The organism is Enterobacter sp. BNK-34, assembly GCF_048684445.1.
Taxonomy (GTDB): domain Bacteria; phylum Pseudomonadota; class Gammaproteobacteria; order Enterobacterales; family Enterobacteriaceae; genus Enterobacter; species Enterobacter pseudoroggenkampii.
In genome coordinates this window covers 486,133-498,832 of record NZ_JBLQUA010000001.1, presented here as the reverse complement: position 1 = coordinate 498,832, position 12,700 = coordinate 486,133, and the positions used below count along the sequence as shown (strand labels likewise).

Below are 12,700 nucleotides of genomic sequence, written 5' to 3'. Positions count from 1 at the left end.
TACGCAAAGCATTCGTCAGCAATCAGAATCATCTGTGTCACGACTCTACACATTTACGCCCGACAAATTGCTCATTGCATGGCAATTTGGCGCAAAATACTATGTACTGACAAACAAATGGCGAGGAAGTTCGCCCTCATTGACGCGTCTGTGACGCACGCAAAAGTACAAGGCTATGGCACAAGAAATCGAATTAAAGTTTATCGTCGAAAAAGACAGCGTTGACGCACTCCGCCAGCATCTGCATACGCTTTCCGGCGAACACCATGCACCGGTACAACTGCTTAATATCTATTACGAAACGCCAGACAACTGGCTGCGCCGCCACGATATGGGGCTGCGTATCCGCGGCGCGGGCGGGCGCTACGAGATGACGATGAAAATTGCCGGCCGCGTGGTCGGCGGCTTACATCAGCGCCCGGAATACAATATCGACATCAGCAAGCCAGAACTTGAGCTGGAACGTTTTCCGGCGGAAGTCTGGCCGGAAGGCGAGCTGCCTTCCACGCTGGCGGAACAGGTGCAGCCGCTGTTCAGCACCGATTTCTGGCGCGAAAAATGGCTGGTGACGGAAGGTAAAAGCCGCATCGAAATTGCCCTCGATCTGGGGGACGTGAAGGCGGGTGAGTTCCAGGAACCGATTTGCGAACTGGAGCTTGAGCTGCTGGAAGGGGACGCCAATGACGTGCTGAAGCTGGCGCGCAGGCTGGTAAACCAGTCCGGATTACGTCAGGGAAGCCTGAGTAAAGCCGCGCGAGGTTACCATCTGGCCGCCGGAAATGCGCCGCGCGTGCTGAAAGAGACGACCATTTTGCACGTTGCGCCGAAAGCCAGCGTTGAACAGGGTCTGGAAGCTGCGCTGGAGCTGGCGCTTTCTCAGTGGCAATACCATGAAGAGCTGTGGGTGCGGAATGTGAAAAACGCCAAATCCCACGTGCTGGCGGCGATTGCTCTGGTGCGCCATATCCTGACGCTATTCGGTGGTATTGTTCCTCGCAAAGCGAGCGCTCACTTACGTGACCTGCTGACGCAGACCGAAACGCTGATGCTCTCCGATGTCTCGGCGCAAACGGCGATCTACAGCCCGCAAACCGCCACGGCAAAACTGGCGCTGACCGAGTTTCTGGTGACGCGCGGCTGGCGCGCCTTCCTGGATGCGAAAGCAGAGGCCAAAATCGCGGAAAACTTTAAGCGTTTTGCGGATATTCATCTTTCCCGTCATGCCGCTGAACTGAAGAGCACCTTTGCCTATCCGCTCGGCGATAAGTATGGCGATCAGCTTCCCCGTCTGTCGCGCAACATCGACAGCATGCTGCTCCTTTCCGGTGCCTACGACGGGCCACAGGCGCAGGCGTGGCTGGAAAACTGGCAGGGGCTGAAGCATGCCATCGAAACCCGCCAGCATATTGAGATTGAGCATTTCCGTAACGAGGCCATTTCGCAGGAGCCGTTCTGGCTGCACAGCGGAAAACGTTAACTCTGGCAAGGAACCCCTAGAATGCCGCTTTCTTCACCGTTACAGCAGCAGTGGCAGACCGTTTGCGAACGTCTGCCTGAGTCATTACCGGCGTCATCGTTAAGCGAGCAGGCGAAAAGCGTACTCGCCTTCAGTGATTTTGTGCAGGAAAGCATCACCGTCTACCCGGACTGGCTGGTGGAGCTTGAGAACGCGCCGCCGCAGGCGGACGAGTGGCGGCATTACGCCGGCTGGCTGCAGGCCGCACTCGAAGACGTAGCGGATGAGACGACGCTGATGCGCGTCCTGCGTCAGTTCCGCCGTCGGGTGATGGTGCGTATTGCCTGGGCTCAGGCGCTGGAGCTGGTGAGCGAAGAGAGTACGCTGCAGCAGCTAAGCGAGCTGGCGCAAACGCTGATTGTCGCCGCGCGCGACTGGCTCTACGCCGCCTGCTGTAAAGAGTGGGGCACGCCGTGCAGCGAGGAAGGGGTTCCTCAGCCGCTGTTGATTCTGGGGATGGGCAAGCTGGGCGGCTGCGAGCTGAACTTCTCCTCCGATATCGACCTGATTTTTGCCTGGCCCGAGAACGGCTCCACGCGCGGCGGCCGTCGCGAGCTGGACAACGCCCAGTTCTTTACCCGTCTCGGTCAGCGTCTGATTAAGGTGCTGGATCAGCCCACGCAGGACGGTTTTGTTTACCGTGTGGACATGCGCCTGCGTCCGTTTGGCGACAGCGGCCCGCTGGTGCTGAGCTTTGCCGCGCTGGAAGATTATTACCAGGAGCAGGGGCGCGACTGGGAGCGCTACGCGATGGTCAAAGCGCGGATCATGGGTGACAGCGACGACGCTTACGCCAACGAGCTGCGCGCCATGCTGCGCCCGTTCGTGTTCCGTCGCTATATCGACTTCAGCGTCATCCAGTCCCTGCGCAATATGAAAGGGATGATCGCCCGTGAGGTTCGCCGTCGTGGGCTGAAGGACAACATCAAGCTCGGCGCGGGCGGCATTCGCGAAATCGAATTTATCGTCCAGGTCTTCCAGCTGATTCGCGGCGGCCGTGAGCCGTCCCTGCAGTCCCGCTCTCTGCTGCCGACGCTGAGCGCCATCGAGCAGCTGCACCTGCTGCCGGACGGCGACGCGCAAACCCTGCGCGAGGCCTATCTGTTCCTGCGTCGTCTGGAAAACCTGCTGCAAAGCATCAACGACGAACAGACTCAGACCCTGCCGGGGGATGACCTTAATCGAGCGCGTCTGGCCTGGGGGATGCGGGTGGACGACTGGTCAACGCTGACCGAACGGCTCGATGCCCATATGGCAGGCGTGCGCCGCATCTTTAACGAACTGATCGGTGATGACGAAAGCGAATCGCAGGACGATGCGCTTTCCGAGCACTGGCGCGAGCTGTGGCAGGATGCGCTCCAGGAAGATGACACGACTCCCGTGCTGGCGCACCTGAGTGACGATGCCCGGCATCGCGTGGTGGCGCTAATCGCGGATTTCCGTCTCGAACTGAACAAACGCGCCATCGGCCCGCGCGGCCGTCAGGTGCTGGATCACCTGATGCCGCACCTGCTGAGCGAGGTCTGCTCGCGGGCGGATGCGCCGGTGCCGCTGTCGCGCATGATGCCGCTGCTGAGCGGGATCATCACGCGCACCACGTACCTTGAACTTTTGAGCGAGTTTCCGGGGGCGCTGAAGCATCTGATTACGCTCTGCGCCGCCTCGCCGATGGTGGCCAACAAGCTGGCGCGCTATCCGCTGCTGCTGGATGAACTGCTCGACCCGAACACCCTGTATCAACCCACGGCGACGGATGCCTACCGGGACGAGCTGCGTCAGTATCTGCTGCGCGTGCCGGAAGAAGACGAAGAGCAGCAGCTGGAGGCGCTGCGGCAGTTTAAGCAGGCGCAGATGCTGCGCGTGGCGGCTGCGGATATCGCCGGAACGCTGCCGGTGATGAAAGTGAGCGATCACTTAACCTGGCTCGCGGAGGCGATCATCGACGCGGTAGTGCAGCAGGCGTGGGTGCAGATGGTGGCCCGCTACGGCCAGCCGAAGCACCTTGCTGACCGTGAGGGGCGAGGGTTTGCCGTGGTCGGTTACGGCAAGCTTGGCGGCTGGGAGCTGGGATACAGCTCCGATCTGGATTTAATCTTCCTGCACGACTGCCCGGTTGACGTGATGACCGACGGCGAGCGTGAGATTGACGGGCGTCAGTTCTACCTGCGCCTGGCGCAGCGCATCATGCACCTGTTCAGCACCCGCACCTCGTCGGGCATTTTGTATGAAGTCGATGCGCGCCTGCGTCCGTCCGGCGCGGCGGGCATGCTGGTGACCTCAACGGAATCCTTCGCCGATTACCAGAAGAATGAAGCCTGGACATGGGAGCATCAGGCGCTGGTGCGCGCCCGCGTGGTGTATGGCGATCCGCAGCTCAAAACGCAGTTCGATGCCATCCGTAAGGACGTCATGACCACCTCACGCGAGGGCAGTACGCTGCAGACCGAAGTGCGCGAGATGCGCGAGAAAATGCGCGCGCATCTCGGCAATAAACACCGCGATCGTTTTGATATCAAAGCCGACGAGGGCGGGATCACCGATATTGAGTTCATTACCCAGTATCTGGTGCTGCTCCACGCCCACGACAAGCCGAAGCTGACCCGCTGGTCCGATAACGTGCGCATTCTGGAACTGCTGGCGCAAAACGACATCATGGACGAGCAGGAGGCGCAGGCCTTAACCCGCGCCTACACGACGCTGCGCGACGAGCTTCACCACCTGGCGCTGCAGGAGCAGCCGGGCCACGTGGCGCTGGACTGTTTTGTCGCAGAACGCGCTCAGGTAACGGCCAGCTGGCAGAAGTGGCTGGTGGAACCGTGCGTAACAAATCAAGTGTGATATTATCGCGCGCAAATTGTGAATCTTTCTGGAGTCAGGAATGAAAGTAACACTGCCAGAGTTTGAACGTGCTGGGGTAATGGTTGTTGGGGATGTGATGCTGGATCGCTACTGGTATGGACCGACCAGCCGCATCTCTCCGGAAGCACCGGTACCGGTGGTAAAGGTCGACACCATTGAAGAGCGTCCCGGCGGCGCGGCAAACGTGGCGATGAACATTGCCTCTCTGGGCGCGCACTCGCGTCTGGTGGGCTTGACCGGCATCGACGATGCGGCGCGCGCGCTGAGTAAGTCGCTGGCGGACGTGAACGTGAAGTGCGACTTCGTTTCGGTTCCGACCCACCCGACCATCACCAAGCTGCGCGTGCTGTCTCGCAACCAGCAGCTGATCCGCCTCGACTTTGAAGAAGGGTTCGAAGGCGTTGATCCCGAGCCGCTGCACGAGCGCATTAACCAGGCGCTGGGCAATATCGGCGCGCTGGTGCTGTCCGACTACGCGAAAGGCGCGCTGGCGAGCGTGCAGACGATGATCCAGCTGGCGCGTAAAGCCAGCGTGCCGGTGCTGATCGACCCGAAAGGCACCGACTTTGAGCGCTATCGCGGCGCGACGCTGCTGACGCCAAACCTCTCCGAGTTTGAGGCGGTGGCGGGCAAGTGCAAAACCGAGGAAGAGCTGGTTGAGCGCGGCATGAAGATCATTGCTGATTTTGAGCTGTCCGCGCTGCTGGTGACCCGCTCCGAGCAGGGGATGACGCTGCTGCAGCCGGGCAAGGCGCCGCTGCATATGCCAACCCAGGCGCAGGAAGTGTACGACGTGACCGGTGCCGGTGATACGGTGATCGGCGTGCTGGCGGCGACGCTGGCCGCAGGAAACTCCCTGGAAGAGGCGTGCTACTTCGCTAACGCCGCGGCGGGTGTGGTCGTTGGTAAGCTCGGTACCTCAACCGTTTCCCCAATCGAGCTGGAAAACGCGGTGCGCGGCCGTGCGGACACCGGTTTTGGCGTTATGACCGAAGACGAGCTTAAAGTGGCCGTCGCCGCCGCGCGCAAGCGCGGTGAGAAAGTGGTGATGACCAACGGCGTGTTTGACATCCTGCACGCGGGCCACGTCTCCTATCTGGCGAATGCGCGCAAGCTGGGCGATCGCCTGATTGTGGCGGTCAACAGCGATGCGTCGACGAAACGCCTGAAGGGTGAAACGCGTCCGGTGAACCCGCTTGAGCAGCGGATGATCGTGCTCGGCGCGCTGGAAGCCGTGGACTGGGTGGTGTCGTTTGAAGAAGACACACCGCAGCGCCTGATTGCCGGTATTCTGCCGGATCTGCTGGTAAAAGGCGGGGATTACAAGCCGGAGCAAATCGCGGGCAGCGAAGAGGTCTGGGCCAACGGCGGCGAGGTGATGGTGCTCAACTTTGAGGACGGGTGTTCCACCACCAACATCATCAGGAAGATCCAGAAAGACAGTCAGTAAAAAAAACGGGCCAGTTGGCCCGTTTTTTTTCACCCTCTCCCTGTGGGAGAGGGCTGGGGTGAGGGCATCAGGCCGCACTTACTCCTGGTTATCCACCGGCGGAATAGCCGGCGCCGGCTTCACTTCTTCCGGCGCATTGCGGTTTTCCAGCTCGGTCAGACGCTGTTCCAGCAGCGCCAGCTTCTCGCGGGTGCGCAGCAGAACCTGGGTCTGCACGTCAAATTCTTCACGGCTGACTAAATCAAGGCGAACCAACTGCGCCTGCAGCGTCTGGCGGATTTTCTTCTCAACGTCATCACCAAATTCACGAATGCCTTTTGGCATAGATTCATGAACCTGACGCGCGATCTGCTCAATTTTTTTCGGGTCAATCATTGTCGTTTCCCTTGATGGAAAGGTGTCAGTGTCCATTGTAGCGCGTCATGCCCGGGGTAAACAAAATTGTTTGATGCTTATGCATTGCCCAGGATAATCAATAGCGTTATAGTTATCTCGCTTATTCTCAGGGCGGGGCGAAATTCCCCACCGGCGGTAAATCAGCGTGACGCTGAAAGCCCGCGAGCGCTTTGGGTGAAAACTCAAAGGTCAGCAGATCCGGTGTAATTCCGGGGCCGACGGTTAGAGTCCGGATGGGAGAGAGTAACGATCCAGTCGGGCATGGGCCCGCTCACGTTATCTTTTTGCCGCTTATACGGCGCTCCTAAGACTGCCCTGATTCTGGTAACCATAATGTTAATGAGGTTTTTTTACCATGAATCAGACGCTACTTTCCTCTTTTGGCACTTCAACTCAACGTGTTGAACATGCACTGGATGCACTGCGCGAAGGCCGCGGTGTGATGGTGCTTGACGATGAAAACCGTGAAAACGAAGGCGACATGATTTTCGCCGCCGAAAACATGACCGTTGAACAGATGGCGCTGACCATCCGTCACGGCAGCGGCATCGTATGCCTGTGTATTACCGAAGATCGTCGTAAGCAGCTCGAGCTGCCGATGATGGTCGAAAACAACACCAGCGCCTTTGGTACCGGTTTTACCGTGACTATTGAAGCGGCGCATGGCGTGACCACCGGTGTGTCTGCGGCTGACCGTCTGACCACCGTACGTGCCGCGATTGCTGATGGTGCGAAGCCATCCGATCTGCATCGTCCAGGCCACGTCTTCCCACTGCGCGCGCAGGCGGGCGGCGTCCTGACCCGCGGCGGTCACACCGAAGCGACCATCGACCTGGTGACGCTGGCGGGCTTCAAACCTGCGGGCGTGCTGTGTGAACTGACCAACGATGACGGCACCATGGCGCGCGCGCCGGAGTGCATCACCTTTGCGCGTCTGCACAACATGCCGGTGGTCACGATTGAAGATCTGGTGGAGTATCGCCAGGCGCACGAGCGCAAAGCCAGCTGATAATAAAAACGCCGGGATATCCCGGCGTTTTTTTACCCGATTCCTGCGGTCTGCAGCAGAACCAGGCTTAATCCCATCACCGACATTCCGCACAGCACGCCATAGCTGGGGTTGTTGTTAGGATCTATCTCCTTCGCCAGCGGCATCAGTTCATCCACCGAAAGTGCAACCATGATCCCGGCTACCGCTGCCATAATCGCCGCCATCACTACCGGGGAGACCAGGCTACCAAGGATCAGCCAGGCCAGCACGCCGCCAAGGATTTCGGCCATCCCGGAAATACCTGCCCAGAACACTGCGGTGCGTTTCGAGCCCGTGGCGGCGTAGACCGGACCGGCGACGGCCAGTCCTTCAGGAATATTGTGTAAGGCGACCGCCAGCGCGATGCCAAAGCCCATTTCCAGATTGCTGCTGGCCGTCACGTAGGTGGCGACCCCTTCCGGGAAGTTATGCAGGCTGATGCCCAGCGTCAGCAGAACCGCCGTTCGCTTAATATTCCGCGGCATGGGCGTTACGTTTTTCTGCATTAAATCCTGCGGATGCGCGTGCGGCAGCATCCGGTCGAGGGCAAAGTACCCCAGCAGGCCAAAAACAAACATGCCGTAACCCAGCAGCGGAGACATGCCTTCTGTGCCCAGCGCGGCAGGCAGCATCTCCATCAGGGAGATGAGCAGCATGATCCCGGCAGCAAAGCCCAGCGAGAAGGCCAGCACGCGGTTAGAGGGCTTTTGACCAAGTACGCCGAGGATCGCACCGATAAAGGTCGCAGCGCCCGCGAGTATGGTCAGGATCAAGGGGACTGACATGCATAACTCCTTGTGATAATGATTCTCATTAATATAAATGATTCATTTCTGGCAAAGCGAGGGGCGAACCACGGCTTTACACATTCCTTACATTCAAATTTCCTGATGATGATCTTCACGCTTATCTGCGTTCATCTTTGCCGGATTGCGCGTAATGTAGCACCATTAAATTGACACCTTCTGTAAGGATATCACCATGACTTCTTCCCGTATGCCAGCCCTGTTTTTAGGTCACGGCAGCCCTATGAACGTTCTGGAAGACAACGTCTATACCCGCGCATGGCGTAGCCTGGGCGAGACGTTGCCGCGTCCAAAAGCGATTGTGGTGGTATCCGCGCACTGGTTCACCCGTGGAACGGGCGTGACCGCCATGGAAGCGCCAAAGACCATTCATGATTTTGGCGGCTTCCCGCAGGCGCTGTATGACACGCACTATCCAGCCCCCGGCTCGCCTGAGCTGGCACAAAGGCTGGTGGATCTGCTGGCGCCTGTCCCTGTAACGCTGGATAAAGAAGCCTGGGGTTTTGACCACGGCTCGTGGGGCGTGCTGATTAAAATGTATCCTGATGCGGATATCCCGATGGTGCAGCTGAGCATCGACAGCACCAAACCGGCCGCCTGGCATCTGGAAATGGGCCGCAAGCTGGCAACGCTTCGTGATGAAGGCATCATGCTGGTGGCAAGCGGCAACGTGGTGCACAACCTTCGTACGGCGCGCTGGCACGGTGAAAACACGCCATATCCATGGGCGACCGCTTTTAACGACTACGTTAAAGCGAACCTGACCTGGCAGGGTTCGGCTGAGGAGCATCCGCTGGTGAACTATCTGGATCATGAGGGCGGTTCGCTCTCTAACCCGACGCCGGAACACTTCCTGCCGCTGCTGTATGTACTTGGCGCGTGGGATGGTCAGGAGCCGGTTACGATCCCGGTCGACGGGATTGAGATGGGGAGTCTGAGTATGCTGTCGGTGCAGGTGGGGTAATAAAAGCAAAACGGCAACTTCAGGTTGCCGTTTTTAGTGTGTGCACCCTCTCCCTGTGGGAGAGGGCTGGGGTGAGGGCATCAGGCCGCAGTCTTACTCCACAAAAATATGCGGATAGAACCGCGACAGATCCTGCGTGATCAGCGCGCGATCTTCGCGAATGCCAATTCCGGCCGGTTGATCGTTGATGAGCCAGCTGCCAATCAGCGTATAGCTGTCGCCAAACTTCGGCAGCGGATAGAATTCCTGGACGATCATCCCTTCTTCGCCGTACGGCCCTTCAACCGCTTCCAGCGTCTTACCGTTTTCGATAATCGACACGTTCGCGCCTTCGCGGGAGAAGATCGGCTTAACGACGTATTTCTCCATTTGCGGGTAATTATCTTCCGCAAAATACGCGGGCAGCAGGTTCGGATGGTTCGGGAACATCTCCCACAGCATCGGCAGCAGGGCTTTGTTAGAGATAATGCTCTTCCAGGCCGGTTCCAGCCAGCGCACGCCAGCATCTTCCAGCTTGGTGGAGAACATCTCGCGCAGCATATACTCCCACGGGTAGAGCTTGAACAGGTTGCTGATCACCTGGTCCTGCGTATCCGTAAACTGACCTTTTTCACCCAGGCCGATATCCTCGATATAGAGGAACTCGGTCGCCACCTCCGCTTCGGCAGCGCAGTCCTGCAGATACTGAACCGTGCCACGGTCTTCTTCCGTGTCGCGGCAGCAGGCAAGATGCAGCAGGTTGAAGCCAAACTGCTCGCGCAGCTCGGCGAAGCGCTCGATCAGCTTCTCCTGCAGGCTGTTGAACTGGTCGCTGCCTTCCGGCAGGTTTCCGGCATTGGCCTGGTCTTCCAGCCAGATCCACTGGAAGAACGCCGCTTCGTACAGGGACGTTGGGGTATCGGCGTTGTTTTCCAGCAGCTTAGGCTCGCCTTTGCCGTCCCATGCCAGATCCAGGCGAGAGTAAAGCGAAGGCTGATTCGTTTTCCACGACTGGCGGACAAAGCTCCAGGTGTGCTTCGGAATGCGGAACTTTGCCATCAGCTCGTCGCTGTCGATGACCTTTTCCACGACCTTCAGGCACATCTGATGCAGCTCGGCCGTCACCTCTTCCAGCTTCTCAACCTGGGCCAGCGTGAGCTTGTAGTAAGCGTCTTCACACCAGTACGGCTCGCCGTACATGGTGTGGAAGTTAAAGCCGTACTCGGTGGCTTTTTCGCGCCAGTCCGGGCGCTCGGTGATACTGACTCGTTCCATGATCAGCCGCCCATTGAGCGAGTAGAGGAGGTGCCTGTCGCGCTGCGCTGCATGCTGGTCTGCTTCGCCACCGATTCACCAAACCCGCCGCGGGTGATGGTGCTGGTCGTCGCAGGTTTCGGCGCCATTGCCGTTTTCGGTACCGTCACGGTGCGGCCAGGCGTCGCTGCGCCGTAGCCTTTGCCGCTGGCATCGGTATATTGACCGTAAGCCGGGCTGGCTGGGTTTTTCGAGCTAAACAGCGGCTGCTGCTGGTAGCCTGCACCGCCGCCCATCAGGCGACCCATCATGTAGCCTGCCATCAGCGGCATCCAGAAGCTGCCGCTGGACTGCGCCTGCGCCTGATTTTCAGGTGCGGTGCCGGCCTGGGCCGGGGCCTGCTGGCACTGACCTTCACCGAATTCCGCCACGCAGTCTTCGCGTGAGGCATATTTCGGCGCGGTACGTTCTGCTTCTTTCAGCGCGCTCGTATAAGCCGTTTTACACTCGGCGGCTTTGCCGGTTGCGGCAGAGCAGTCGTCTGCGTTTTGATACAGCGAAACCGTTTCGTCATTTTTCTCACAGCCTGCCAGCATAAAGACAGCCGTGACCGCCAGCGCAACAGGGGTGAGGTGACGCGCGTTCCAGCTCTTGCGGAACGAAGCGTGATTTATAGATTTTGTCCGTTTCATCTTTGTCTTCCAGGACCCAGTGGTAATAACGCTCAGGATAGAGGATGAGTGGTTGAAAATGAAGCGAAGAGGGGCGGAATCAGGGGGATCTTTACGTTGGCTTACGTTCGGATGTGATTCAGATGCTCCCTCTCCCTGTGGGAGAGGGGCGGGGTGAGGGCATCAGGCCGCACCAGGCCTGATGACACTCTTAATTACGGAACGGATTATTGCCCTTGCTGGCAGGCGCTGTGGTGCGTGCGGCAGCGGGCTGTGCAGCAGGGGTGTTGCTGTTAGCGTTGAAGTTATCAACCGCGGCAACCTGATCAGGATTCTCTGGTGCAACGCTCTCCGGAGAGGTGGAGACCGGCTTGCCCAGTGCGCTGTTCAGCATCTGCAGGTCTTGCTCGTTCAGCGTACCCAGAGCCTGCTTAATGTTCAGCTGGTTAATCAGGTACTGATAACGCGCGCTGGAGAGCTGCTGTTTCGCGTTGTACAGCGTAGTGGTCGCATCGAGCACGTCAACGATAGTACGTGTACCGACCGAGTAACCCGCTTCCATCGCGTCCAGAGAGCTCTGTGCAGACACAACGGCCTGTTTATAGGCGTTGATGCTGCTGATCGAGGCGTTCACGTTGTTGAAGGAGGAACGTACGGTCTGCACCACGTTACGATGCGCGCTTTCCAGCTGCTCGCTCGCGCCAACAAAGTTGTACTGCGCCTGTTTCACCTGAGAGTTGACCTGACCGCCCTGGTACAGCGGCAGAGAGAAGCTCAGGCCCACCTTGTTCTGGCCCATATTGCTGTCATTATAACCCTGCGAATTGGCACCATTCGTTTTAGAACCACTGTAGGTGGTGTCAGAGATGCCGGTAGAGGCGCTCAGGCTCAGGGTTGGCAGATGACCGTCCTGCGCCTGACGAATTTGCTCGCGGGCCAGGTCCTGGCTCAGACGCGCCTGCAGCAACGTCAGGTTGCGGTTTTCCGCCTCTTTCAGCAGGGCGTTAACGGCCTGCGGCTTATCCGTTTTGAAGCTGTCGACGTTCAGAGACGCCAGCTCAGGATAATAATTCCCGGTGACCTGACGCAGGGATTCCAGCGCGTTATCGAGGTTGTTACGCGCGGTCACTTCGTTGGCCAGCACGGTGTCGTACTGTGAACGGGCGTTCTGCACGTCGGTGATCGCCACCAGGCCCACGTTGAAGCGCTGGGTAGTTTGATCTAACTGGCGGTAAATCGCCTGTTTCTGCGCTTCGGTGTAGGAGAGTGCGTCAATCGCGCTCAGCACGTTGAAATACGCCGTGGCCGTGTTCAGGATCAGCGTCTGCTGGTCGGTCTGATAGGTCACATCCTGGATGCCTGCGCTTTTTTCCTGCAGGGTCAGGGCACGCCATTTGGACATATCAAACAGCGTCTGTGTTAATTGCAGTGAGGCGCTGGTAGCATTGGAGTTTACGCCGTTAGCGTCGCGGAAACCGTTGCTGTAGGTATAATCTGCACCTAACCCTAACTGTGGCAGCAAGGGGCTACGCGCTTCGTTAATCTTTTCAAACGCAGCATCACGATCGGCCGCTGATTTACGTAAATCAGGGTTGCCCAGACGTGCCTGCTGGTAGACCTGTAACAGGTTTTCCGCCTGGCTCATTGCACTGAAGCCCGTCAGGCTCAGGCCGATAAGGATGGGGAGCAATTTCTTCATTTGCATTCCTTGTTGTGAAGCAGTATTAGCGCTGATCTAATTAAAAAATAATTGCCGATTCTAACAGAATCTTCCA

General features: G+C 58.4%; 10 protein-coding genes and 1 riboswitch. Of the genes, 5 read left to right on the top strand and 5 right to left on the bottom strand.

Annotated features, from left to right (window positions below; genetic code table 11):
* The first annotated feature begins 175 nt into the window (after window positions 1–175).
* Genes ACMGG5_RS02505 through hldE form a run of 3 tightly spaced genes read left to right on the top strand, consistent with a single transcriptional unit; the run spans window position 176 to window position 5,825 of the window.
* On the top strand, window positions 176–1,477 hold the full coding sequence (locus ACMGG5_RS02505; protein ID WP_420277458.1) for an inorganic triphosphatase: 1,302 nt from the start codon (window positions 176–178) through the stop codon (window positions 1,475–1,477).
* A gap of 21 nt (window positions 1,478–1,498) precedes the next feature.
* Window positions 1,499–4,354: a bifunctional [glutamate--ammonia ligase]-adenylyl-L-tyrosine phosphorylase/[glutamate--ammonia-ligase] adenylyltransferase gene (glnE, locus tag ACMGG5_RS02500; protein WP_420277457.1), complete on the top strand. Its 2,856-nt coding sequence runs from the start codon at window positions 1,499–1,501 to the stop codon at window positions 4,352–4,354.
* 40 nt (window positions 4,355–4,394) lie between these two features.
* Window positions 4,395–5,825, top strand: a complete 1,431-nt coding sequence (gene hldE, locus ACMGG5_RS02495) for a bifunctional D-glycero-beta-D-manno-heptose-7-phosphate kinase/D-glycero-beta-D-manno-heptose 1-phosphate adenylyltransferase HldE (RefSeq protein WP_061714460.1) — start codon at window positions 4,395–4,397, stop codon at window positions 5,823–5,825.
* A gap of 78 nt (window positions 5,826–5,903) precedes the next feature.
* Here the strand turns inward: hldE and ubiK are convergent, their stop codons facing one another.
* Complete coding sequence (gene ubiK / locus ACMGG5_RS02490; RefSeq protein ID WP_008502963.1) at window positions 5,904–6,200, bottom strand: ubiquinone biosynthesis accessory factor UbiK; 297 nt, start codon at window positions 6,198–6,200, stop codon at window positions 5,904–5,906.
* Between the two features lie 119 nt (window positions 6,201–6,319).
* A riboswitch (FMN riboswitch) is annotated at window positions 6,320–6,470 on the top strand.
* A 106-nt stretch (window positions 6,471–6,576) separates the two neighbouring features.
* On the opposite strand from ubiK, the gene ribB reads away from it, so the two are divergent.
* The gene (gene ribB / locus ACMGG5_RS02485; RefSeq protein ID WP_010435670.1) at window positions 6,577–7,230 is read left to right on the top strand and encodes a 3,4-dihydroxy-2-butanone-4-phosphate synthase; all 654 of its coding nucleotides are present in this window, start codon (window positions 6,577–6,579) and stop codon (window positions 7,228–7,230) included.
* Window positions 7,231–7,262: 32 nt separating this feature from the next.
* On the opposite strand, the gene zupT is transcribed toward ribB, so the two are convergent.
* Complete coding sequence (gene zupT / locus ACMGG5_RS02480) at window positions 7,263–8,036, bottom strand: zinc transporter ZupT (RefSeq protein ID WP_024906487.1); 774 nt, start codon at window positions 8,034–8,036, stop codon at window positions 7,263–7,265.
* A 196-nt stretch (window positions 8,037–8,232) separates the two neighbouring features.
* On the opposite strand from zupT, the gene ygiD reads away from it, so the two are divergent.
* Window positions 8,233–9,021, top strand: a complete 789-nt coding sequence (ygiD, locus tag ACMGG5_RS02475) for a 4,5-DOPA dioxygenase extradiol (RefSeq protein ID WP_090418712.1) — start codon at window positions 8,233–8,235, stop codon at window positions 9,019–9,021.
* Between the two features lie 93 nt (window positions 9,022–9,114).
* Here ygiD and ACMGG5_RS02470 read toward each other — a convergent pair whose 3' ends face one another.
* The 3 genes from ACMGG5_RS02470 to tolC form a co-directional block, all read right to left on the bottom strand.
* On the bottom strand, window positions 9,115–10,275 hold the full coding sequence (locus ACMGG5_RS02470) for a glutathionylspermidine synthase family protein (protein WP_208763262.1): 1,161 nt from the start codon (window positions 10,273–10,275) through the stop codon (window positions 9,115–9,117).
* A 2-nt stretch (window positions 10,276–10,277) separates the two neighbouring features.
* Window positions 10,278–10,946 (bottom strand): DUF1190 family protein, encoded by a 669-nt coding sequence (locus tag ACMGG5_RS02465; protein ID WP_023309204.1) that lies wholly within the window; start codon window positions 10,944–10,946, stop codon window positions 10,278–10,280.
* Between the two features lie 190 nt (window positions 10,947–11,136).
* Window positions 11,137–12,624 (bottom strand): outer membrane channel protein TolC, encoded by a 1,488-nt coding sequence (tolC, locus tag ACMGG5_RS02460; protein ID WP_024906491.1) that lies wholly within the window; start codon window positions 12,622–12,624, stop codon window positions 11,137–11,139.
* Between the last annotated feature and the right edge of the window lie 76 nt (window positions 12,625–12,700).